General features: G+C 43.5%; 27 protein-coding genes and 1 riboswitch. Of the genes, 11 read left to right on the forward strand and 16 right to left on the reverse strand.

Annotated elements, in window-relative coordinates:
* Positions 1–46 precede the first annotated feature (46 nt).
* The 9 genes from ACFSJY_RS15175 (at position 47) to ACFSJY_RS15215 (ending at position 11191) form a co-directional block, all read left to right on the forward strand.
* Positions 47–1084 carry a hypothetical protein gene (locus ACFSJY_RS15175; protein ID WP_386036036.1) on the forward strand — a complete coding sequence of 346 codons (1038 nt, stop codon included), beginning with the start codon at positions 47–49 and terminating at the stop codon, positions 1082–1084.
* A 114-nt stretch (positions 1085–1198) separates the two neighbouring features.
* Complete coding sequence (locus ACFSJY_RS15180) at positions 1199–2119, forward strand: hypothetical protein (protein ID WP_386036039.1); 921 nt, start codon at positions 1199–1201, stop codon at positions 2117–2119.
* Positions 2116–3999, forward strand: coding sequence for a M14 family metallopeptidase (locus tag ACFSJY_RS15185; protein WP_386036042.1), 1884 nt, complete (start codon positions 2116–2118; stop codon positions 3997–3999). Before ACFSJY_RS15180 ends, ACFSJY_RS15185 begins: the two co-directional genes overlap by 4 nt.
* 35 nt (positions 4000–4034) lie before the next feature.
* Positions 4035–4211, forward strand: a riboswitch (cobalamin riboswitch).
* A 118-nt stretch (positions 4212–4329) separates the two neighbouring features.
* Positions 4330–5184 carry an ABC transporter ATP-binding protein gene (locus ACFSJY_RS15190; protein ID WP_386036045.1) on the forward strand — a complete coding sequence of 285 codons (855 nt, stop codon included), beginning with the start codon at positions 4330–4332 and terminating at the stop codon, positions 5182–5184.
* Complete coding sequence (locus tag ACFSJY_RS15195) at positions 5171–6190, forward strand: FecCD family ABC transporter permease (RefSeq protein WP_386038415.1); 1020 nt, start codon at positions 5171–5173, stop codon at positions 6188–6190. Before ACFSJY_RS15190 ends, ACFSJY_RS15195 begins: the two co-directional genes overlap by 14 nt.
* 2 nt (positions 6191–6192) lie before the next feature.
* Entirely contained in the window at positions 6193–7695 is a 1503-nt protein-coding gene (locus ACFSJY_RS15200) for a cobyric acid synthase (RefSeq protein WP_386036048.1), read from the forward strand.
* Positions 7682–8281: a cob(I)yrinic acid a,c-diamide adenosyltransferase gene (cobO, locus tag ACFSJY_RS15205; RefSeq protein ID WP_386036051.1), complete on the forward strand. Its 600-nt coding sequence runs from the start codon at positions 7682–7684 to the stop codon at positions 8279–8281. Before ACFSJY_RS15200 ends, cobO begins: the two co-directional genes overlap by 14 nt.
* Positions 8281–9129 carry a cobalamin-binding protein gene (locus ACFSJY_RS15210; RefSeq protein WP_386036054.1) on the forward strand — a complete coding sequence of 283 codons (849 nt, stop codon included), beginning with the start codon at positions 8281–8283 and terminating at the stop codon, positions 9127–9129. The genes cobO and ACFSJY_RS15210 overlap by 1 nt, the downstream gene beginning before the upstream one ends.
* A 214-nt stretch (positions 9130–9343) precedes the next feature.
* Entirely contained in the window at positions 9344–11191 is a 1848-nt protein-coding gene (locus ACFSJY_RS15215; protein ID WP_386036057.1) for a TonB-dependent receptor domain-containing protein, read from the forward strand.
* Between the two features lie 82 nt (positions 11192–11273).
* Here the strand turns inward: ACFSJY_RS15215 and ACFSJY_RS15220 are convergent, their stop codons facing one another.
* Positions 11274–12299, reverse strand: a complete 1026-nt coding sequence (locus ACFSJY_RS15220; RefSeq protein WP_386036060.1) for a hypothetical protein — start codon at positions 12297–12299, stop codon at positions 11274–11276.
* 318 nt (positions 12300–12617) lie between these two features.
* On the opposite strand from ACFSJY_RS15220, the gene ACFSJY_RS15225 reads away from it, so the two are divergent.
* The gene (locus ACFSJY_RS15225) at positions 12618–13373 is read left to right on the forward strand and encodes a DUF4097 family beta strand repeat-containing protein (RefSeq protein WP_386036063.1); all 756 of its coding nucleotides are present in this window, start codon (positions 12618–12620) and stop codon (positions 13371–13373) included.
* Positions 13374–13482: 109 nt separating this feature from the next.
* On the opposite strand, the gene ACFSJY_RS15230 is transcribed toward ACFSJY_RS15225, so the two are convergent.
* From ACFSJY_RS15230 to ACFSJY_RS15290, 13 genes are all read right to left on the reverse strand, one after another.
* Complete coding sequence (locus ACFSJY_RS15230; protein WP_386036066.1) at positions 13483–13932, reverse strand: GNAT family N-acetyltransferase; 450 nt, start codon at positions 13930–13932, stop codon at positions 13483–13485.
* A 49-nt stretch (positions 13933–13981) separates the two neighbouring features.
* Positions 13982–14434: a hypothetical protein gene (locus ACFSJY_RS15235; protein WP_386036069.1), complete on the reverse strand. Its 453-nt coding sequence runs from the start codon at positions 14432–14434 to the stop codon at positions 13982–13984.
* Between the two features lie 13 nt (positions 14435–14447).
* The gene (locus tag ACFSJY_RS15240) at positions 14448–14852 is read right to left on the reverse strand and encodes a hypothetical protein (protein ID WP_386036072.1); all 405 of its coding nucleotides are present in this window, start codon (positions 14850–14852) and stop codon (positions 14448–14450) included.
* A gap of 161 nt (positions 14853–15013) precedes the next feature.
* Positions 15014–16009 carry a cytochrome d ubiquinol oxidase subunit II gene (gene cydB / locus ACFSJY_RS15245; RefSeq protein ID WP_386036075.1) on the reverse strand — a complete coding sequence of 332 codons (996 nt, stop codon included), beginning with the start codon at positions 16007–16009 and terminating at the stop codon, positions 15014–15016.
* Positions 16009–17406 carry a cytochrome ubiquinol oxidase subunit I gene (locus tag ACFSJY_RS15250; RefSeq protein ID WP_386036078.1) on the reverse strand — a complete coding sequence of 466 codons (1398 nt, stop codon included), beginning with the start codon at positions 17404–17406 and terminating at the stop codon, positions 16009–16011. Before ACFSJY_RS15250 ends, cydB begins: the two co-directional genes overlap by 1 nt.
* 46 nt (positions 17407–17452) lie before the next feature.
* Positions 17453–17998 carry a GbsR/MarR family transcriptional regulator gene (locus ACFSJY_RS15255; RefSeq protein ID WP_386036081.1) on the reverse strand — a complete coding sequence of 182 codons (546 nt, stop codon included), beginning with the start codon at positions 17996–17998 and terminating at the stop codon, positions 17453–17455.
* Between the two features lie 183 nt (positions 17999–18181).
* Positions 18182–18940 carry a hypothetical protein gene (locus tag ACFSJY_RS15260; protein ID WP_386036084.1) on the reverse strand — a complete coding sequence of 253 codons (759 nt, stop codon included), beginning with the start codon at positions 18938–18940 and terminating at the stop codon, positions 18182–18184.
* 193 nt (positions 18941–19133) lie between these two features.
* Positions 19134–19595 carry a nuclear transport factor 2 family protein gene (locus tag ACFSJY_RS15265; RefSeq protein ID WP_386036087.1) on the reverse strand — a complete coding sequence of 154 codons (462 nt, stop codon included), beginning with the start codon at positions 19593–19595 and terminating at the stop codon, positions 19134–19136.
* A gap of 69 nt (positions 19596–19664) precedes the next feature.
* Positions 19665–20096 carry an acyl-CoA thioesterase gene (locus ACFSJY_RS15270; protein WP_386036090.1) on the reverse strand — a complete coding sequence of 144 codons (432 nt, stop codon included), beginning with the start codon at positions 20094–20096 and terminating at the stop codon, positions 19665–19667.
* 8 nt (positions 20097–20104) lie between these two features.
* Positions 20105–20548 carry a hypothetical protein gene (locus tag ACFSJY_RS15275; protein ID WP_386036093.1) on the reverse strand — a complete coding sequence of 148 codons (444 nt, stop codon included), beginning with the start codon at positions 20546–20548 and terminating at the stop codon, positions 20105–20107.
* Positions 20549–20842: 294 nt separating this feature from the next.
* Entirely contained in the window at positions 20843–21244 is a 402-nt protein-coding gene (gene fos / locus ACFSJY_RS15280) for a fosfomycin resistance glutathione transferase (RefSeq protein WP_386036096.1), read from the reverse strand.
* A complete protein-coding gene (locus ACFSJY_RS15285) occupies positions 21244–21621 on the reverse strand; it encodes a hypothetical protein (RefSeq protein ID WP_386036099.1) in 378 nt (125 codons plus the stop codon). Before ACFSJY_RS15285 ends, fos begins: the two co-directional genes overlap by 1 nt.
* 21 nt (positions 21622–21642) lie before the next feature.
* A complete protein-coding gene (locus tag ACFSJY_RS15290; RefSeq protein WP_386036102.1) occupies positions 21643–21984 on the reverse strand; it encodes a winged helix-turn-helix transcriptional regulator in 342 nt (113 codons plus the stop codon).
* Positions 21985–22095: 111 nt separating this feature from the next.
* Between ACFSJY_RS15290 and ACFSJY_RS15295 the strand changes: the two genes are divergently transcribed.
* Positions 22096–22863, forward strand: a complete 768-nt coding sequence (locus ACFSJY_RS15295) for an SDR family NAD(P)-dependent oxidoreductase (RefSeq protein WP_386036105.1) — start codon at positions 22096–22098, stop codon at positions 22861–22863.
* 49 nt (positions 22864–22912) lie between these two features.
* Here ACFSJY_RS15295 and ACFSJY_RS15300 read toward each other — a convergent pair whose 3' ends face one another.
* Positions 22913–23152, reverse strand: coding sequence for a hypothetical protein (locus ACFSJY_RS15300; RefSeq protein ID WP_386036108.1), 240 nt, complete (start codon positions 23150–23152; stop codon positions 22913–22915).
* A gap of 48 nt (positions 23153–23200) precedes the next feature.
* On the reverse strand, positions 23201–23689 hold the full coding sequence (locus tag ACFSJY_RS15305; RefSeq protein ID WP_386036112.1) for a GNAT family N-acetyltransferase: 489 nt from the start codon (positions 23687–23689) through the stop codon (positions 23201–23203).
* Positions 23690–23850 lie beyond the last annotated feature (161 nt).

A 23850-nucleotide genomic window follows, 5' to 3' on the forward strand; every position in this document is an offset into this window, starting at 1 on the left:
TCATCACGGACTAGTGTAGTCACTTACCATTCAGTTAGGGATGACAATGCGTACACCAGTCAAAAAACGCCTCCATTATTTCTTAACAGCAATTAGTTGCTACTTACTTGCTCATTATTTGTTACCTGAACAGGTTGATTTAGCGGGCGATTGGCTTGAATTGCTGCCTGTCATCACAGCGTCGTTCAGCTTTTTCTTCTTGCTACCAGTGCTCTACTGGTTATGGGTGATCAAAGCGGGGGAGCAAAAACCATGGAAAATGCTTATAGGGCTAAGCCTTAGTTTTCTTGTTGCTCGCTATACTTTTCCTGAGGATGTAGCGGCTTATTTTGAGTTCATTACTTATTTGCGCTACCCGATCATCGCCATTGTATTGATTATTGAGTGCTACTTAATATTCACCATTGTCAAAGGGCTATGGCAAGCAAGGCGTTTAAAGGGTGACCCTAGAATTCATACCTATGAAAAATACAAAAATGATGACAAAAAGCTAACGGCGAGTATGCCTGTCGCAAGCGAGCCTGCAACATGGTTTTATGTCATTCCAAAATTTACCCGAGACCACCCTAAAGCCATGGCGAACCTTGTACTTAGGTCTGCCAAACCAATGCATTTTGCTTTTATGCTACTTGCTTGTTTAGCCAGTGGTAGCGGGTTTTATTGGTTACTTGTCGATTGGAGTGAATTGGCGGCACTTTTTGTCGCGAGTATGTGCTTTTATACGGTATTTTTTGTCACGGCTAACTATCGAATAGCACGCCATTTTTCATGTTATGTCATCGACAATAAACTGGTAATCAACAACAGTTTTCTGAATCTGATGGTGATTGATCTAGATGCAATTGACAGCATTCAAGTGGGGGAATTTGTCCGCGCTGACAATAAAGAACAGATTTGCTTGGGCAGAGGAGAGGTAGCGAATGTTGAGATCAGCTTCTCAGCGACTCAACAATACCTCGGGATGCTTGGTCAGTTTAATGAAAGTGTCGATAAAGTTTGGTTATGTCTAGACAATCCTGTCGCACTATCCTCGCTAAGAGAAAACAGTGATATTGCTCGAACTGAGCTTGCTGAGGCGAGCTAGAATGTAACAAATAATGTCGGTATATCGAACGTTTGGCAAAATAATGTACAGTTAAACGTATATATCGTTTAACTTTGATTGAGTTAAACATGGCCATTGAGTATTTGGTGCATTATGAAAAACCGACATATTTTCTCTGTGCTGGCTTCGCTAGCACTGACGCCCATAGCCACTGCAGCGCAAAACAATATTGATTGGATTGCGCTATCGAAGACACCAGTGCAACTAGAGGCGAAGCTAAAAGCGCTTGAATTTGACGATCAAGTCAACCAACGTGCAGCAGTATTAAAGTTATTAGCAGGGCTAACCCCCAGTGACCAGCAAAGACAGTGGGTGGAGTTACAACAACAATCAGATTTAAAGCTATTCGCCGGTAATCCTGATCATCCTGAACAAGTAATGGTAACCGTGAACATTGGCGGGTTGGCCAGCGCAGTTGAACAGCAATGGCAGATTAATCAACTGGCTGATGTTTATAAAGACAAGCTGTTGAGTAACCAATGGCAATGGCATGAATACAAAGACGATAAGTATGGTCAACAGGCTCTATCACAGCTACTTTCTTCCCTTAATGCATCGTCCTTATCGTCGCTTCAATCCAGTCTCGTAGCGCAAGATTACGTGGGCAAAGTGACTAACCGAACACTCTTGCTATTACTATCTAAACAAGAGAATCTCGTGCTAGCGAATCAATTATTGGTAAACCCTAAAGATGAGTTTTCCTACCAATTTGTGCAATCTATTCCAGCTTTGTTCAATGAAGATGATGCCGTGACATTACTCGCAAAATCCTCGAATGTCGCTGAATTGGCGTCGATGTCTTTGTTGTCGCTCACTAAACGTTACGCGAACAACGACATAGCGCAGAAAACACTATTGTTGGCACTACAAAATCCAAAATCTGCGTTTATGGCAGCGTCTGCAATGCGCACTATTAACAATGATACGCTCAAATCAAAAATACATGCCTTGGCGAGTAAGAACAATGCAGCAGCTAAATTTGCCGTATCGGGTTGGCAGGAGGCTGAACAATGAAACAAGTTCTACAGTTTATTAGTGCAGCTGGGTTCTCTCTCTGCGTGACGTCGGTAGCCATAAGCCAGGAGTTTACCTATACCGAATCTGATAATACGGGCGACAATATCGCGCTTGGTTATCCTGTGCCACTGCCCGTTGAGTCGATGACACCAGTCGATGGCTTTCGTACCTATAATGGCTTACACATGCAACACCAGCAATTGGCTGCACAATCGGAACTATTTACCCCTGTGCAAGTAGGCACGACCTTTAATGGGCGACCCATTTGGGCATATCAACTTTCAGATGGTGATAACCTCACGACATCCGGTCAAGTTGAAGCAAGTGCGCTGATTAACGGCGGGATTCACGCACGGGAATGGCAGTCACCTGAGTCACTCACTGGCATTATGGAGTCGATGTTTGAAATCAAAGATGATCTCCATGTTGGCCAATACTTGTTAGAAAACCTTAATTTGGTACTTATTCCTGTACTGAATGTTGATGGTTTCCTGCAAACACAGCGCTTCCCAACGACAGTCGTGAATTCAGAGGCACAACCACGAGATGGCCGAATGCGCCGCAAAAATATGCGTGATGTTGATGAGACGCTTGCGACTACGGGTGACAATTTGCAAGGTATCGACCTTAATCGCAATAACAATCCATATTGGTCAACAAGCGCGCCAGACCGGAGCTCGGATGATGTTCGCTCTATTGTCCATCATGGAAGTTCAGCAGCATCTGAACCTGAAACCCAAGCGTTGCAGCAAGGCGCAGTGGTAGCGGGTGAGGATAGGCTGCGTTTTTATATTGATACCCACTCCTTCACGCAAGTGTACTTTGCGCCAGGTACAAACAATGGTCGTCGAAACGCGTTGACTCAGCGGGTTGCAACTGCAATGCGTGCCGTGAATAACTTTACTTATCGCTATGGACCATCAGCCGCTGGTGGGGGGATTGGCGCGACAGATGAATATTTTGCGAACACTTACCAAATCCCCTCATATACGTTAGAAATCGAACCGGCAAACTCTGCTGCTGATTATGGCGGTAATGGCGTGTCACATGACGGTTTTATCTTGCCTAACTCTGAAGTGTCACGTATGCGTGAAGAAACCAAAAATGCTGCGTTATCAGGGTTGTACATGATTACCGAAATTCCCTTTCTGAAACGCATAGAAATCAGCAACGGAGATGGTCTTGCGATATCTCAGCAATGGGAAATGGATTCGAATGAACAGCGAACTCTTCAAACCTCGGTCAACAACGGCATCGAAGCAGGCACTGAATATCAATTAAAATTAGTGTTCAACAAGCCTATGCGCCATATAGAAGACGGCGTTGTTGCAGACTTTAATGTGTTATCTGATGCGCAAAATATTTCACTAGCATGGCAGCGAAGTGTTAGTGGCGAGCTGTCGGAAACGCCACTAGACACGAGTGAAGGGCAATGGCTGCTTGATGGTTTTAGTCGTTATAAAACAGATACCTACCAAGTGACATTCACCTTACCTGATGACTATGATGCCGCTAATACAACGTTACTTAGTTTGGTTGTTAATACGGTTGATATGGTTGGTCAAGCGCTCGATACCAATCCTGCAACGGTAGTCGATTGGCAGGGAGGGCATTGGCAACGGTATGAGAATACAACCGGCGATGACAGCACTGACTTTGGTGGTATCGATAAATCGATGCGCATTATTGATGATGGCAGTGATTTGTATCAAACAACCGATGGCGGAGGTACGCCAACAACACCTGATCCTGCGCCGGTAGAACCTTCAAGCAGTGGCTCAGGTGGTGGTAGCTTCGCCTGGTTATCAGTTACCCTTATCGGTGTACTTACTCGTCGACTATGCGGTAATCGTAAACCTAGCTCGCATAACTTATAGCCAGTTTCACTTGCTTTTTTCTCACCATTCCCGATAATTTGCCGTCACAAGGTGATGGCTTGGGAATGGGGTGAAATACCTCAACTGTACCCGCAACTGTTAACAGAGCAACGTGTTCAAGCAACTATGCTTAGCCACTGGATAGTAATATCTGGGAAGGCGCACGCCGAGATGCTGTAAGTCAGGATACCGGTCATTATCACACGAATTTAACAAGTCGAGCGGGTTACTCGAGCATTGTCCCCACATTAGTGCAAATTTGATTGCAGCTAATTGGCTCTGCTATGTGTAACTGCTGACTGTCTCGCTGTAGGTAGGGCGGTAATAAAATTGGAACAAGCAGTAGGTCAGCATCAACAACTAAGCCCCTTACTTTCAGTAAGTAACTTGTGGTGGCTGATTGACCAAAAAACGATTCTGGATTCTATTTCGCTTGATATTCATGAGGGTGAATTTATTGGCTTGATAGGGCCTAATGGCGCTGGCAAGTCGAGTTTATTGCGCTGCTTGTATCGCTACATCAAGCCATCTCGTGGACATGTTTTGTTTGCTGGCAAAGATATTTGGCAATATTCACAGCAGGCTTACGCAAAGCAAGTTGCTGTGGTGCTGCAAGAGTCGCCAAGTGATTTCAATTTAACGGTGACTGATGTTGTTTCTCTGGGGTTACTAACGCAAACATCGGTTTGGCATCGTACGAATGACAGTGACAAGCAACTGATTAGCGATGCACTAGCGCAAGTTGGCCTGACTGACAAAGCGACGGAATGTTTCGAGCACCTATCAGGGGGAGAAAAACAGCGCACGCTTATCGCGAGGGCAATTGTGCAACAGCCCAAACTACTCATTATGGATGAGCCAACAAGTCATTTAGATGCCAAGTATCAAATCCAGATTATTGAATTGGCGAAGTCGCTCGGCATCACGGTGTTAGCTTCGTTTCACGACCTTAATCTTGCCAGTGCGATGTGTGATCGCTTGTTATTACTTAACAATGGGTTTTTAGTTGCCGATGGTACACCACAAAATGTCATTACTTCAGAGCAGCTCGCAGAAGTATTTGGTGTTTGCACTCAGGTGAATCGTCATCCTCAGCACGGTGCTCCCCATATCACGTATTTTTATGGCTACAACTTTGATGCTGATAACCTAAATGACCTGGAAAAAGGAGATGGTGATGTTTAGGCAACCTGCTGTTGTCTTAGCTGTTTTGCTGCTTGCATTGCCTCTGTCAGCAATTAGCTCGCTATCTATCGGTGCGGTTGAATTGTCGTTTAACCAGGTGTTGGGTGCCTTAATAGGAAGCAATACCGATAGTTTTGATCAGCAAATTATTTGGGATCTGCGAATGCCTCGCATGTTGCTAGCCTTGTTTGCAGGAGCTGGTTTATCGCTAGCTGGACTCATGTTGCAGACAGTGACACGCAACCCGTTAGCTGACCCGTATCTGTTTGGCATTTCCTCTGGCGCCGCACTTGGTGTGGTACTTACCGTCAGTTTGTCTGGCACCAGCTATTTCTATGGTGCAAATATTTCCCTATCCATTGCAGCTTTTGTCGGCAGTTTGGTGGCCATGTCACTACTGTTGATTGTGTCGGGCTCTGCGTTAGCTCGGCAGGTTGAGTCGATGTTACTTGCGGGCGTAGCGCTTTCGTTCTTGTTTAGCGCAATGACCAGTGTCAGCCTTTACTATAGCGATCCACAAGCCATCAGCGCGGTAATTTTTTGGACCATGGGCAGCTTTGCACGAGCGCAGTGGCATAGCCTACTTATGCCAGCATTCTTTTTAGTGATTGTGTTGTCAGTTGTGGTTATTTGGCGCCGTCAACTAACGGCACTGCTGTTGGGTGACGAGAGTGCGATAACGCTGGGCGTCAATGTACGTAAGTTCCGTTTTATGATGTTAGCATTGAGCTCTTTGCTGACTGCTAGCCTAGTATCCGTTTGTGGCGGTATTGGTTTTGTTGGCTTGATGATCCCCCATATCGTCCGTTTTCTTGTATCACAGGCGAGTGCAGTTAACCCCATTTTAGTTGCCTTGCTTGGCGGTATATTCATGTTGTGGGTAGATGTACTTGCGCGCAGTTTACTGACAAATCAAGAACTTCCCATTGGTGTCATTACTGGCCTACTGGGGAGCTTATTTTTCTTATCTTTGATGTATTGGCGCAGGCGCCAAGTAAGGGTATAACCATGAAAGCGTTGATGGTTCAGGGCACCACATCGGATGCGGGTAAAAGCACACTTGTCGCAGGTTTGTGCCGCGTACTCGCTAATGCAAAACACAAAGTTGCTCCTTTTAAACCGCAAAATATGGCGCTCAATAGTGCCGTCACTGAAGATGGTGGAGAGATAGGTAGGGCGCAGGCGCTACAAGCTGTCGCTGCCAGAGTGCCATCTCATACTGACTTTAACCCTATTCTGCTAAAACCTAATACAGATACGGGCGCACAAGTTATTGTTCATGGTAAGGCGGTCAGTAATATGGAAGCGGCCAGTTATCATGATTACAAGAAAGTTGCTTTAGATGCTGTGCTTACTTCCTACTCACGGTTAAGTGAACGCTTTGACTACTTGTTGGTAGAGGGGGCAGGAAGCCCAGCAGAAATTAATTTGCGTGACAATGATATCGCCAACATGGGGTTTGCTGAGGCAGTTGACTGCCCAGTGATCATCATTGCCGATATTGATAAAGGCGGCGTTTTTGCCCATTTGGTGGGTACGTTGGCATTGTTATCAGAATCTGAACAAGCAAGAGTGAAAGGGTTTGTCATTAACCGCTTTCGTGGTGATATCAGCTTGCTTCAATCCGGTTTAGATTGGTTAGAAGACCGAACGGGAAAACCTGTGCTAGGCGTATTGCCTTACTTACATGACCTTGCTTTAGATGCCGAAGATGCGCTCGCTACAGCAAATGTAGTTGAGCAGGCAGAGATCAATATCAGTGTATTGTTACTTCCTCATATCTCCAATCATACTGATTTTGATAGCTTGCGGCTGAATCCACACGTCAACTTGCGTTATGTCAGAGTAGAGCAAGATATCCCACCGTCAGATTTGATCATCATTCCAGGCTCTAAAAATGTACTCGGTGATTTAGCCTTTCTAAAGGAACAGGGCTGGGCTGGGCAAGTCAACCAGCACTTGCGCTACGGTGGCAAGTTGTTAGGGATTTGCGGCGGCTTTCAAATGTTGGGCAATCATATTTACGATATGCATGGTGTTGAATCGTCAAGTCAGCTAGCGAAAGGTCTTGGTCTGGCTGACTTTGATACAGAATTGCAGCTTGAAAAAGTCTTGGCACAAGTGAGCGCAAAAGTGGTTGATGAAAGACTGCTTCATTCCGTGCTTGATGTTGAAATTCAGGGTTATGAAATACATTGCGGTGAAAGTAATGGGCCTGCGCTCAGCACGCCTTTTGCCACAGTGGAAACTGAATTAGGTGTTCAGCGGCATGATGGTTTCGTTTCTGAAGACGGCCAAATCATCGGTACCTATTTACATGGTTTGTTTGATACACCAGAAGCAGCCAACACCATTTTACACTGGGTTAACCCGTCACTGGCCGTCGAAGCCATTGACGTTGATGAGCACCGAGAAGTGCAGCTTTCACGACTGGCAAAGATCTGTGAAAAGCACCTTGATATGAACCAAATTTATTCGATTTTACGGGAGTCCAAACGTGTCAGTGGATAAAGAGAACAACCACAAAAAACGCCAACAACGCTTGAAAGAAACCGTTGATGCGCGTGTAGAAGCCGCGCAGGATGAAAGAGGCGTTCTACAAGTGATAACGGGTAACGGCAAAGGCAAAACCACCGCGGGCTTTGGTACGGTAGCAAGAGCTGTTGGTCACGGTAAAAAAGCCGCAGTAGTGCAATTTATTAAAGGCAGTTGGGATTGTGGTGAGCGCAATTTGCTTGAGAAGTTTGATGTCCCTTTTGCGGTAATGGCGACAGGTTTTACCTGGGAAACACAAAACCGAGAGGCAGATATCAAAGCGGCAGAGGAAACATGGCAACAAGCTAAAAAGTTTCTGGCCGACGAAAGCATCGACATTGTTCTGCTAGACGAAATTACCTATATGCTGAGCTATGACTATTTAAACGTTGATGAGGTGATAGAGTGTTTGGCCAATCGCCCTGCACATCAATTTGTTATTGCTACAGGTCGCGCTGCACATCGCAAACTCACCGACCTTGCTGATACCGTTAGTGAAGTTAAAAACATCAAACACGCTTTTGATGCCGGTGTGAAAGCGCAAGTTGGGTTTGATTACTAATGCGTAGCATGATTATTGGTTTGGGCTTTGTTTTTGTCGCGGTTTTTGGCGGTTTATTGTCGCTGTCAATACAGGCGGCTGAAAAGCCTGCCGAGCGCATTGTTGCATTAGCGCCACATATTGTAGAAATGCTTTATGCGGTGGGGGCAGGAGATAATATTGTCGCGACCGTAGAGTATGCAAATCACCCTGAAGCGGCTAAGCAGCTCCCGCGTATCGGTAATCATCAAGGTATTCAAATCGAAAAGTTGTTGGCGCTAAAGCCGGACGTGGTGTTGTTTTGGCAAGGCGGCAATCAAGCGCAAGATTTAGCGCATATGCGCAGTTTGGGGCTTAAGGTTGTACTTAGTGAACCCCAAACGCTAGAAGATGTTGCCAAAGAGTTGCGGATGTTAGGCGAGCTCACGGGCAATACAAAACAAGGTCATGCGCTGGCAGATTCGTTTTTAGAAACCTTGGGCGGTATAACGTCACAATACCAACAGAAACAATCATTTAATGTCTTTTATCAGCTTTGGTCGGAGCCGCTAATGACAGTCAGTGGTGAAAGTTGGATAAACCAGTTAGTGACAAGCTGCAATGCTACCAATGCATTTGCTACTAGCCCAACTAAAACACCGCAAGTCAGTATTGAAAATGTCATGGTCGCAAAACCCGACATTATTATTATTCCAGACGCAGCATCTGCCCACCCTCAGCCAGATCCTGGTTGGCAAAAGTGGCAGGATATTCCTGCGGTAAAAGAAAAACGCATTATTCACGTCAATGGCGATGTAATGCATAGGTTCAGCCCCAACATGTTAGTGGGCTTAGCTGATATGTGTCAGCAAATCGATCAATTTAGATAGTTTCTGACACACGCCTTGTCAGCGTAATTGACTGTAGTACACCTGCATCATAAGGCAGGGATTAACAGAGCAGGTTAGGGGAAGCTGATGAAAGTTCAGCACTGCCCCCGCAACGGTGAATTGCAATTGATACTGCAACAGTCCGATTACCTAGCGTGCTTATAAATAACACCTAATAAGAGAGCAGATGCGGTGGGCATCACGCTAAGGAACTATGAAACAAAGTCTATTAAACAAAAAGTCATCTCAACTTTCACTTCTCGCATTGGCTGTCGGCGCTTCGCTCGCAACTGGCCCCGTTGCTCATGCTGCAGAAGAGGAAATTATAACCGTAACGGCTACTCGCTCACCGTTAAGTATTGAAACGGCATTGGCGCAGCAAGTGGTCATTACCCGTGCTGATATTGAGCTTATTCAACCTAAAAGCGTACTTGACGTATTAGGCACTGTCGCTGGTTTTGACGTCACAGTACAAGGTGGTCGTGGTCAAAATGCATCTATCTTTATTCGAGGCGCTAACTCTAATCAAACCTTGGTATTGGTTGATGGCATTCGTGTCAGTTCGGCAAGTTTAGGTGCGACAAGTTTGCAAACCATTGCGCCTGAAATGATTGAGCGTATTGAAATTGTTAAAGGCCCTCGCGCTGCTATTTGGGGCTCAGACGCCATTGGTGGTGTGATTAATATTCTGACGCGCAAGTTAGAAGGTGGTGAGTTTGTTGCTGGCGCAACCTATGGCACTGACAATTACCAACAGCTAAAAGCGGGCTTGGGTTTTAGTCACGGTGACGGCGCAACAAGTGTTGTTATCAATAAAGAAAAGAGTGATGGCTTTGACGTACTCGAAGGTGCTGATAATGACGACGATGGCTATGACTACACCTCAATCGCTATTCGTGGTCAGCAAAAGGTCACAGGACAGTTTAACCTAGACTGGATGCTGAACGCTGACGATGGTGACACTGAATATGACAACGCCTTCGGCGGTAATGATGAACGTGACGTTACCCATCATGCATGGTTAGTGCGAGGTCAATACAAAGCGCAAATTGGTCATGTTGCTAATACTACCAGTGTTTCTATGGGTCAAAACCGCGACTTTAGCAAAGACGGTGGAACAGATTTCCCAACGCGTTTTGAAACGCGCCGTGATCAGTTCTCATTGCTAAATCACAGCCAAGTATTCCCACATTTTCAAGTGAGTTTAGGTGCTGATTTGTATAAAGAAGAGCTGTCATCGACAACGGTTTATGCAAATGATGAGCGCGATGTAAAAGCGATTTTTGCACACACACTTTACAACTTAAACGCTGTCACATTTGAAGCAGCTATTCGTTATGATGATGTTGAGTCTATCGATTCTGAAACTAGCTACAACGCTGGTGCTGGCTATCAGCTGTCTGAAGATACGCGTATTGCGTTAAACGTCGGTACTGGCTTTAAAGCGCCAACCTTCAACGACTTATATTACCCTGCAAGTCCTTATTCATCAGGTAATCCAGACTTGACGTCTGAAACGTCAGAAACGGTTGAGTTAGTGCTTGAAACCTCAGCGGCAGGTGTTGACTTTGGTTTTAGCGTTTTCCAAACTGATGTTGAAGACTTAATTGCTTGGATGCCAGACGAAAACTTCTTCTACAAACCAGAGAACGTTAATGAAGTGGAAATTAAAGGTGCTGAACTGACCGCTTATTACATTGGGCTTGGCGGCACACACCAAATCAATGCGAGTTACACTGACACGGAAGACAAGGCAACAGGTGAACAACTTATTCGCCGCGCGAAAGAAAAGTTTGTTTATCAGTTTGACACTAAAATTGGTGACCTAGGTTTATATATTGAGTACCAATTTAACGGTGAACGTGACGATACCAGCTTCGCGACCGGTGATCTTGAACTCGACAGTTATCACTTAGTGAATTTGGCAGCTAGTTACCCATTAACGCCGCAGTTAAAGCTAGAAACGCGCATTACTAATGCCTTTGACGAAGATTACAACACGTCAATTGGCTACAACACGCAAGAACGCGCTGGGTACATAGGCATTAATTACAGTATGTAATTGATACCGTTTATTTAATGAAAAAGCCGCGAACAATCGCGGCTTTTTTGTGTCAGCTATCTATTAGAATAAAAGGAAGTGACTAAGAACTTGCTTTCACGTTCGCAATGATAGGATCTTCAACCGCATCAATAATCTTTTGATTTACGCCGTAATGACGAGTGGTGAATGTAAAATCAGCTCCTTTGGTATCGATATTGTTTTTCGCGTCAGCGCCACAGTTAAAAGAAACCGTGATAGTGCCATCACTATTCTTGTCCCATCGATGCGAATTAATGTTATTAACACCTTCCATCAAGTACTTATCTTTGTCATAAGCGGTAATGGATGTGAAGAACGCATTTTCTGGATCTTCAAATGTGGTGGTGTAACAAACACTCGCTTTCATTTTAGGACTGTTTGAGTACTTGTTACCTACCATGGCTTCAGGGCTTGCGCCACCCCAGCCCGCTGCGTTTTCTAAATTCCACTGGTGTAAGTCAGTGACTTTGTCAGATGTGCGAGGGAAGGTATACGTGAACTTGGTCATGCTGTTTACTTCTTGGGTATACTTTTTCACCCACTTTTCTACTTCATCGTAGTTGTAAGGTTGAACTTCATAGTCAACAGCAAAATTAAGTTGGGTAACATCGACTTTGTCCAATTCCGCTTTAGCGTTTTCAATACCTTTTTCTGTACCAGAACGGTAAATAAACATGGCATAGTCAGACTCTATCGGTAAGTTATAGTTGCCGTCTTCTACAACATAGTGTTGACCATGACCGCGCTCAGTAACCACCTGAACTGCCATGTAATTGTTTGTTTTAGGGATATTAAAGGTAACTTTGCCATCAACTGCTTTGACAATGGCAATACCATACAAGGTATCATCGTTCATTTGCACAGTAGGTGCCTTTTTACCTCGCGGTGGCAAACCTTTCATTTTTGCAAATTGCTTGTTGGCGCCGAGCTTTGACCAATTGCGGAAGTTACGTGCTGTTTCTGCGTGCGTGAAGTTTTCTTCCGTTACCGTAATAGTTTCCTTGTTTGAACCTGGCTGACCAGCATGCACACCAGAAACAAACGCGCTCATTAATGCGATAGCGATGAACGATTTTTTCAATTCCATGATATTACCTCGTATTTCAGCTGTTTATTAATTCAACAGTTATTACTATATCGGGAAGCATACGAAAGTGTTAATGAAATAATGTCATTTAAGATATGCACAGCGCGCATATTCGTTTTTTGGATAAGATTTTTGAAAAAAATGGTTTTGCATTTAAACCATTTCAATTAAGTCTGCGACTAAATATTGGTAAAGTTCACTACTAGGAAAAATGAGTTGCAAATAAATATTATGCTAATCAATTATTTAAAGGTTGGCCTTATATTTGTTTATTACTGAATAACTCGACAAGAAAAACACGGAATAATGACAATGAAAATGGCAAAACTACTCTCGTTATCGGCGCTTACTTTGGCTCTAAATGGTTGTGTAATTCATGTGAATGCACAAAGTGCAGATGTCAGCTTGGAAGAAGAATTATCGCTTGAAGCGAATGCTCTTGAACGCTTTGATATTGAAGCAGGCGCTGGTTCACTCATCATTAAGGGCGATGAAACAGCATCAGGAATTCAAGTGAAAGCCGATATTCGTACTACGGATGCTAAGGATTACACGCTGGTGCTGACTCGCTCAGGTAGCACGGCAACTTTAGTAGCGAAGCACCATTCTCATATGGGCTATTGGAATGGCTCGTCGCCAAAAATTGATTTGACCATTACCATGCCAGCAAATCTTAAGTTGGATATTGATGATGGCTCAGGCGAAATCAAAATATCCAACATCAATAATGGTCTGCGTTTGGAAGATGGCTCAGGCTCTGCAAAAATCGAAAACGTGAAGGGGAACGTCAGAATTGATGACGGTTCAGGGGAGCTTGTGGTCAAGAGTGTTCAAGGCGATGTTGACTTAAAAGATGGCTCAGGCGGCTTACGCGTATCAAACATTTCTGGTGATTTAGACATTGATGACGGTTCTGGCAGCTTAACCGTTATGGACGTTACTGGTCAGGTGACGATTGATGATGGTTCTGGAAGTATTGATGTTAACCGAGCTGGCGCGTTAAAAATTATTGAATCGGGCTCTGGTGGCTTGTCATTTTCAGACATTAAAGGCGACGTTGATGTCGATTCTTAATCGGCAACCTCATCTTCTCTAATTTCCGGCAGATATTACCTGTTCTTGAAAACAAAAACGCCTAACGTTATTTACATTAGGCGTTTTTATATTGAGTGCTATTACGCGCTTAGTTGTAATGCAATTCCATAATGGTTTCATCAAACTCATCTTGCTCCACCACTTTAAAGTTAAAGCGTTCAAAGAAGGCCTTCATCACGTCATGGCCTTCAACATAACAAATTGAAATTGCATTAAAGCCCTTTAATTGCTTTATCTCATCGATGACAAGCGCGACAGCCTTGGTGCCATAGCCCTGACCTTGGATACTTTTATCTATAATTAATTGGTCGATAAATATTTCGTTTGGTTTGCCATCATCAAAATTGGGGTAATATTGAATAAAGCCGATGGGATTATTACCCAGATAGATACCACGATTAACGTAATAGTCGTAAAATTTTGACGCGGCTATGGCTTCAGCAGGAAGCGCAACAAACGCCTCCTGCTCCTTGGTAATGTCCAAGTCGATCATGTCGAGCCAGTTATCTTTCGTGATGTCTTGTAAATTAACGTCCAATTTAGATTTCCTGAAATTAACGACTGGCTAATTAGCGTTATAGCGTTGGCTATTCGACAAGTGCCTGAATGGCTTCACTGTCAATGTACTTATCAAGACCTGCTAAGCTTTCTGCAACGAGAGGGCTCGAGAACATCTCTCTACCAGCAACATTACCGAGTACTTCAAAACTCGCTTCCATGGTTTGAGCGCCTTCGTATTTTAGTGCTTCACTGGCTTCTTTTTTACAGGACACCGTAAGTAAGCGCATCATGAGTTCGCCCATTTTTTGATTGGCTTGGTCAAGTGCTTCTGGTGTTACGTTAGCAATACTGGACACAGCAGGGTGGTTAGACGCGGCTGCAAACATCCAGCGAACCAGTTGGTTTCTGTCTTCCACTGATGTTGAATTGACTAAACACATTGAAAGCTGATCTGTGTACACACCGGCTTTGCTGTTCGCACTGAAAGCTAAACTAGAAAGTGCCATTAATATGGGAAATAAAGCGATAGTTCTTTTCATTTTTTTAAATCCTTTACAGACTAAAATATATTTCGCCACCTAACATGCCGGCGCCAAGACCTATCAGAAACATAGAAAGCACTCGGTGAAGTGTGACAGTAAGCTTAATGTCTTTTATCGTTTTGCCTTGTAACAGGGCCTCTATTATTGTGTTTTTTCCCATAAAGGCGATAAGTACTGCTAAGCCAAAACAACCCAGGGCGGCAAAAATAAAACCGTTTAACGCAATTGCATTTAACTGCACTAACAAAGCGACAGCGCCTATACAAGCTGAACCGAACCAAGAAAATTGCTTAAGCAAGTCAAATGTTAGTTCGGTTGTTAAGGTTAAGTCGTTATTATCAGTGGCTTCAGTAGTGCCGTTTGAATGGGAAGGGATAGGCTTTTCACTGCCTATTCGGGTGATTTTAGAGTCCAATGTCTCGTCCCTGTACATTTTGAAAGACCAAAGAGTATCGGTAAATAAGACTAAAATACAATAAAAATTAGTGTATTAGTGGAAAAATGAAGCCCTAATCTAATAAAGAAATCGCAGCACATTAAAGTGCTGCGATTTACTGTGCTCTAAGGGTCTAATGGTTAATACGTCAGCTGAGACGTTTTACCCCAGAATACGCGATACGCAAAAATGGTATAACCCACTATCATTGGCAAGACTATCGCCGCTCCCCATAGAATGATTTGCAATGTTTCTGGAGCACTGGCAGCTTCAAATATGGTGAGTTGCTCGGGTACAACGTATGGGAAGAAGCTATACGCGAGACCTGCAAAGCAGATAATGAATACAATGATGGCCGCCATAAAGGGATACCAACAACCAGCATCGTCTTCCATTGGCACCTTTTTTAAATAGATATGTACCGTAGCGAATACAAAAGTCAGTAATACAGAAAGTGGAATTAACATAATCACTTGTGGGAAACTTAACCATTTATCAGCAATGTTTTGATCTATGGTAAGGTTAGCAATACTTACTGCTAGAATGCCTATTGCCATCAGTACATTGGTTACCATTGCCCATCTAGCAGCTCGTTTTTGTAGTTCACCTTCCGTTTTCATGACCAACCAACAAGCACCAATAAAACAATACCCAGCGGTTACGCATACGGCGGATAATATTGAAAATCCGGTCGCTAACAGTGAATCTTCAAATCCTGTTACATAGCGGCCAAGCATATAGCCTTGGCTTAACGTCGCAATGAGTGACCCTATTTTAAATGCTAAGTCCCATCGCGCTTTATCTTTACTGGGTGCTTTAGTGCGAAAATCGAAAGATACCCCGCGGAGAATTAAGCCTGCTAGCATAATAGCCGTTGGCATATACAGAGCCTGCAGAATAATGCTGTGGGCAACCGGAAATGCAATCAGCAAAATACCCACAGCGAGCACTAGCCAGGTTTCATTGGCGTCCCAAAAAGGGCCAATGGAGTAAATCATCTTGTCTCGCTGCGCTTGATTGTCCTGCGGCAATAAAACACCAACGCCCAAGTCGTAGCCATCGAGAATGGCATAGACCAAAAATGAGAGCCCCATTAAGCCAATGAAGATAATAGGTAGCCATTGAATATCCGTCATTATGCACCTCCTTTGATAGGCTCAGCATCAAATGAATCGTTCTGCATGTCAGTGATTGATAGGTCTTGCGCTTCAAGTTTCACGGCACGATTTGCCATGACAAATAAAGTTCGGATGTACGCCGCAAGCAAGAATAAATAAAGCACAACATACATGGTGAGCGACATTGCAATGTTGTCAGCGGGCAATGTCGTTGCTGCATCGTGAGTGCGAAGTACCCCGGTTACAAGGTAAGGCTGACGGCCAATCTCTGTGACGTACCACCCCGCAAGCGTGGCTACCCAACCGGAAAATGTCATACCAACAAAGCCCTTAAGCAGCCAGCTTGGGTATTGTTGTTTTCGCATGAAATAGAAACACCCTACAAAGGCAATAAATAACATCATCAAGCCAACGCCGATCATAATGCGGAAGCTGAAAAACACTGGAGCGACGGGCGGGTGCTCGTTTTTAAATTCATTTAGGCCACGAATTTCACCGTCGGTGTCATGTGTCAAAATGAGACTCGCCAAATTCGGCACTTTAATTTCAAAGTGATTAGTTCGGTTTTCTTCATCGGGTAAGGCAAAGAGCAGCAGTGGCACGTTCGTCGATGTATCCCACACACCCTCCATTGCAGCAACTTTTGCTGGCTGATGTTTAAAGGTATTTAAACCGTGCAAGTCGCCAACAAAAATTTGTACTGGAATTAATACTGCAGCCACTAATGTCGACACCTTAAGTGCTTGTTTAACGGAGCGCTTTTCATCCCCTTTAAGCAAACGATATGCAGAAATACCAGCAATCAAGAAAGCGGCCGTTAAGCCTGAGGCAAGCAGTTTATGGCCTAAACGATAAGGCATTGATGGGTTGAAAATAACCTCATACCAGCTAGTGACATAAGCAACGCCGTCACGCATTTCAAAACCTGCCGGGGTTTGCATCCAAGAGTCTAAAGCGAGAATCCAAAACGCTGATAAGGTTGTGCCAAACGCCACGAGTAACGTAGCAATGGTATGCACGCGATTTGATACTTTGTTCATACCAAATAGCATGATGGATAAGAAAGATGCTTCTAAAAAGAACGCGGTCATGACTTCATAGCCAAGAAGAGGCCCAGCGATATTACCAACGGTTTCCATGTAGCCAGGCCAGTTAGTGCCAAACTGGAACGACATGGTGATACCGCTGACTACGCCAAGGGCAAAAGTAAGCGCAAAAATACGTGTCCAGAAGCGGTAAACGCGCAACCAGCTCTCATCGCCGGTGCGATTGTACTTAAACTTAAAAAATACCAAGAACCAACAAAGCGCAATGTTTATTGTTGGGAACAGTATGTGAAAACTGATATTAGTCGCGAATTGAATGCGTGACAGCATAAAGCTGGTTTCGCTAGCTAATTCCGCAAAAGCGAGCATAAGGCACCTCCTTAGGTGCGGTGGTAAAAAGAATAAGTTCCTCGTGTTATTTGCTGGTCAGCAATTTGTCTTTAACATCTAAAATTTTGCTGATCCCTTCGCCAAGTTTGAGCAAGGCGGAAAGTTTTTCTGATGACATGTTTTGCAGTTCGTTTGACCACAAGGTCACCATCTCCATCAAATCATGCATTTCTTGCACGCGCTGCTGAACATAGCGTTCGTTGTCGCTACTTGGCTCTTGTAAAAGCACGTCTCGCATCATTGAAAGGGTAGGGTCGAGCTCTCGTTTTCGGCGCTCCACTACTAAGGTGCGTGCAATTTCCCATACATCACTTGGTGCGGTGAAGTACTCTTTGCGATCGCCAGGGATATGCTGCAGTTTGATCAGGTTCCACGACTTAAGCTCTTTTAAGCCCATCGACACATTAGAACGGGAAATCTGTAGTGCTTCAATAATTTGGTCGGCATTAAGAGGCGCTTCAGTTAATACAATTAACGCATACATTTGACCGAGCGTTCTGTTTAGCCCCCATTTTGAACCCATTTCGCCGAAGTGAAGGATCAGTGATTGTGTCATCGGAGAGACTTTCATAGTTCACCTGTTTTTGAATTTTCAGAAATTACTGAAAATTGTGAACGGTTTGTTGATTTGTGTCAATAAAGTGTTTTCAAAATTGTTTTATGCTCTAAAACTGGGTGTATTGTTTTTTGAACGCACCTGCTTTGACGGACATAAAAAAGCCCAGCAGATACTGGGCTTTTTTTATATGTTGGATTATTTCTGATGTCGTCGTCGACCTGCGAGCACTAGTAATGCCAATGGCGTTAGCAAATAAGCCGGCGCTTCTGAAACGCTGATAGCTGGTGCTGGAAGCATTAGATTGCGCGCTATTGGCGGCATTGGCGGCGGTATAAATGACTCAAACTCACCTGAAAAGAAGAACATATAGATTCCGTCGATGAACGCAGTATCTTGCTGGGTGATCTTTGTTGCAACATCAACCAAATCAATTTCCACGGTAAGGCCAGTAAAGTCAAAGTAACTATCTGTTAGGTTCATGGCACCTGACATTTCACTGCGAACGATAGCGCCAGAGCTACGGTTAAAGTATGGGCTCACAGCCCACGAACCTGGAGACAAATCATTGCCGGTAACGCCATTAAATGAGAAACGGTAATCAAGTGCTTTTACTGTAAAGTCTTCAACAGACGAGGTTAAGCCAATTTGAAATGCTTCGTCTGTACCAGAGTTAAACGTCGCACCATCATCCCACCAGCGAAATTTCTGCCCAGGAAGGAAGGATATGTCGAGTCTCAATGTGCTACCACCAGAGATAGTAACACCAGGGAAAGTTGCATTTTCCCATAAGTTGGTCCAGCACTTTTGTGACTGGCCGGTTGACGAGCGAGAGGCGTCGATACAGTCGTACACAACCCCTTGTTCTAAATCTACTGCGTAGTCTATTTCAATGAGCTTGGCGGCAGAAGAACTCGAAAACAGTATTGCTGCCAGCGAAACCAAAAAACGATTCATTTATTAACCTGCTTATACAAACTTAGAAACCATCCTAAGCGAGGCTATCCGTAGCAAATCATTGGTATTTACTGGTCAGACTACATGAATTGTTACAATGATCAAGGGTTTATGTAACAAACGTTTACATATTTTTAACGTTTTACAGGGAGAAAAGTTATAAGGCCTGTGTTTAAAGGGCTAGACGGCTGCGCTATTTACTTTGTTGTAATTTGGTGTCGTGATACTGCCATAAGACATTGATGATTTTCCATTGCCCTGACTGATTCTGATACAAATGCATGTAATCTATCCAATCATCCACTGTTAACTTCACAGACGCAACTCGTTGATCAATATCTAATATTTGTATTTCAATACGAGGCTCTTTTGGAAACTTGTCACCTTTAACGTTGTAGTTGCCGGCAAGTTCCACCATGAAGTCGCGGCTCGTTTCCATAATGAACTCATTGCCTTCTTTATCTAGCCAGTAGGTGCGCTTGGCTAACTTGTCATCTAGACCCCTTGCCATAAGCTGGGGTTTAACATGTTGTTGAGATTCTATGTAGTCGAGTACAGCGCGTTCTATTGCTTGCTGGCTGTTGCTCGAGTCGTTGGCAAGTACTGTAAAGTGAGTCAAAACAAGTAAGCCGATGATTAGAGGCAGTGAGCGCATATGATGTCCTATCAAATATTATGGAAAATGCTTAAAAAGTAGCCTCACTATAGCTGGTTTTAATCAAAGCTAACTGCCCTTAATCGTAAGCAAATTTAACTTATCACGTACCTGTTGAGGAATGGGTATGGTTTGTTTTTGTTTGGCACAGACGCAAACAAAGGTAATTGTTGCGTCAAAAACTGTCTTGTCTGATTTTGTGGCTGCGACTGAAAACGTATAAGAGCGCGAACCTACATGGTTAACGCAAACTAATAGTTCTATTTCATCATCCCAGGTTATAGGCGAAAGATACTCTATGTTGGTAGCGCGCACAGGTGTAAGAATGTTCAATGCATGCATGGCGCGTATGGCAGGTTCACCAAACACATTGTTTAGTGCTTGGTGAGTAGCCTCTAACGCATAGTCGGTAAATCTCGGCGTGTAAACAATCCCTGCTGGATCACAATCGCCAAACAAAATAGTGCGCTTAAAACGCAGAGGCGCTCTTATACTAGCCAATGTTGGTACTACACCGCGTTGAGTTTGATGTGCTTGGCTTCATGCTCGGTTAATAATTCATACAGATGCTTTTTAATGTCTTCTTTAGTTCCTTCAGGATGAAAATCAAAGCCTTGCCCGTTACCGTCGAGAATGATACCCAAGTAGTTGTCTTGGATGCTAATTTGAGAAATACGAATAATGTCTATCTCACTCTCATTACTGAGAAGATGTGACTTGATAAGCAAATGGTGATCGCTGCGATTAATCAGTTGGCCAATTTCACTTAATGATTTGAACTTGGGTGATAGGTGATACACCTGAGCGAGTAAAAGCAGTGCCAGGGCCAGGCCAGAGACAAGGGTAATTTTACTGACAGAGTTGTCTGTCATGATCAAAAATATAAAATAACTGATAAACACAACAAACAGTGCTTTACAGACTTGTTGTAATTGTCTGTCTGAAATTTTCATATTCACATCCTTTGTGACGTTATTTCAATACAATATTTTTAGTAGTAGCGCTATTTAGTTATAAACCTTTTTGCGCATCTTTTAAACAAGAAAAAGCGTAAAAATGTCGATAAATGTGTCGATTGTGTTGTTTAGCTATTTTGCTTCTTAACTTTGTCGCTAGTTACTGATTGGTGCTATCGTTTCCATACTTTTCCGATTTCACCACACCGAAAATTATGGATGAGTCAGCTATTTTCCCTGTTCGCATATAACAATTTTCACGGCAATCGGGTATTCGAAACAAGAAGATGACTATTCAAATAGCTCTAGACCCTCATAAGGGGCTTGTTTGAGTGATGCTAAGCGGCTAGCAAGCGAACCAACATGAAGTTCTAGCTTGTGACCCTTTGGATCAAGGAAATAAAAGGAATGTCCTTCACTGGTATTTTGTTTCCACTGAACGACATTTACGCTCTCAAGCCTCTTTTTCACCAGAGGAAAATGCTCGCTGGCAACGGTTAGGGCAATATGGCTATAGTCTTCACTTGGCTTGGCGTTGTCTACCGAAAGGCAAAACCACAAATCGCCCAGCGTCAGGTAAGCGCCGGTACGCCATTTTGCCTGCGGTTTCATTGATAAGTAATGTGTATAAAAGTGAAATGACTCTGCTAAGTCATTCACCGCAATGGTGATGTGATTAACGCCAGATATCATCAGCTGCTTTTTTTGTTGAGCGTTAGGATACGTTTGCCTTTTTTAAACACCTCAATATGCTGACAAGACGAAACGTTTAACGTGACTGGTACGAAACTATTTGAGGCAGCGTCATATATATTTCCAAGCCAATGTTCAGGCTCGTTATTGCGTGCCTGCAACCCTTTAATAATGACCAGACCCTCCGCACTAGGATTGGTTTTGTGAGAGTGGACCGTTACTTCACCTGATGTGGTGTCGATATTTAGCACGGCTTCTTTATCTAAATGTTTCCATAGCCCTGATAGCTCACAATCGCTTACCTGTATGTCAGCAGTAGAATGAAAAGAGATAAAGGCTATCGTTAAAAAAGTGAAGAAAGAGACTATATGTCGCATATTACGTTCCTTGTTCATTGACTAGAAATCTTCGCTGATTTCTTGCTGTAGCTTTTCTAATTCATCCAAAATGCGAATAAATTTCTGACCAAAATCCGTCACTTCGTACTCCACTTTGGGCGGGACTTCGTTGTAGGCGATACGTTCAAGAATACCAAACTGCGTGTTTTTACGTAGACACTCGTTGAGCACTTTTGTGGTAAGGCCATCTACAGTTCTGACCATTTCACCGGGCCGATTGATGCCGTCAGCCAATAATTGATAGACGGTTAATGACCATTTACACCCATAAATGGTCTCTACCATACGCGCACTTTTCGCGGGCGGCGATTTTCTAGAAATTAATTTTTCTTCATTTTTCATCAAGATGTACCAAAAAGTACCTACCTCACCATTTTGTACTTACTTTTCAATGGGGTAGCTGGTGCTTAAGCTTTATCTCGTAGTGTAAATCATATTTGGAGAGATAATCTAATGAATAACGTATCAAAACCTTTCGCTTTAGTTATAGGTGGTTCAAGTGGTATGGGACTGGCAACGGCAAAACAACTGGTTGAACAAGGCATACACACCATTATTGTTGGACGAAACCAAGATAAACTTGAACGCGCAAAATCAATGCTATCCACATTGGGCAGTGCTGATGTGCTTCAGGTCGATTTGTACAACAGTGACGACGTTAAGCGCCTTGTTAATTATATCAATGAATCTGAGCAGCATATTAAGTATCTTGTTAACGCAGCAGGGTACTTTAATCCAACACCGTTTTTGAACCATACCGAACATGATTATGATGTTTACCATGATTTAAATAAAGCGACCTTCTTTATCACTCAAGCCGTGGCTCAGAATATGGCAGATAATGGCGAGGGTTCGATCGTGAATATTGGTTCAATGTGGGCGAAACAAGCGGTTAAGGCGACACCATCATCAGCTTATTCGATGGCAAAAGCAGGCTTACATGCATTGACACAGCATATGGCAATGGAACTAGCAGACAGCAATATTCGGGTTAATGCGGTATCACCAGCAGTAGTTAAAACGCCAATTTATGAAACCTTTATTGACCCTAAAGAAGTAGATGACGCTTTAGCCGGATTTGATGGTTTCCATCCAATAGGTCGAATTGGTAGTGCTGACGATGTTGCCAACACTATTCATTTCTTACTGACCAACAAATCAAGCTGGGTAACAGGTGCTGTGTGGGATGTCGATGGCGGTGTGATGGCAGGGCGTAACTAAATATCACTATAGTAAGGGCTCAATTAACGATGAGCCCTTTTTGCATGGTTTAATCGTTTCGAACTTCTCTCACAAAGCGGTAGCGGAAGTCTGATAAGTAGCCAAGAATAAGAAGCAAGAGTGCTGAGTTATAGTCGCCGTTGACGAGCAATGCAAATGGATTCACATCGTTGATAACAGTGATATAAAACGCAACGATTGTTGCCAATATCCAACTGACTTTTAAACCCCATGAATACTCACCAAAAAACCACTGACTGAATGCTCTTTTCTCGCTGCTTTTTTCCATAATGACTACTCTGTTTTCTAAATCCGCTGTATTTTATCTTTGCCTACGTTAGTCCGCTAGCCATTTATACATAACAAAGGCATCAACATAGCCATGCTCAGGATGGTTAAAGGCATTAGGCAATGTCCCTACTGTGTTAAAGCCAAGTTTGGTCCAAAGTTTTACCGCGCCTTTATTGGTTGATGCAACAAAGTTAAATTGCATGGCCTTGTAGCCAAGTGAAACGGCAACATGTTGCGAGTGCTCGCATAGTTGAGTTGCTAACCCTCTGCCGCGCGCAATCGACGATACCATATAGCCACAGTTGCAGACATGGTTACCGTTACCGGCTTGATTGGTTTTGATGTAATAAGTACCCAGTATTTGACCGTTTTCTTCAAAGACAAAGGTTTTTCTTGGTGTATCTAGCCATATTGTTTCCCCTTGTGCTTTAGTTAAGTCGGTATCAAAGGCGTATGTTTCACCTGCAACAACAACTTCCTTGAAAATGGGCCAGATGGCGTCCCAGTCGGATGACGTAGCTTCTCTAATTTGCATGTTGAACCTTTGGTTATCTGCTTTGTGTATAGGAAATATGCTAATTCGACTTGTCAGTGTCGGCAAATAATGGCAACAAAACTTTGTTTATACAATGACATGAATCTGCAATAGGGTTTGTCAAAATAATGTTGGGTTTCGTTTTTTAAACTACAATTTTC

Source organism: Thalassotalea euphylliae, from assembly GCF_042682785.1.
Taxonomy (GTDB): domain Bacteria; phylum Pseudomonadota; class Gammaproteobacteria; order Enterobacterales; family Alteromonadaceae; genus Thalassotalea_F; species Thalassotalea_F euphylliae.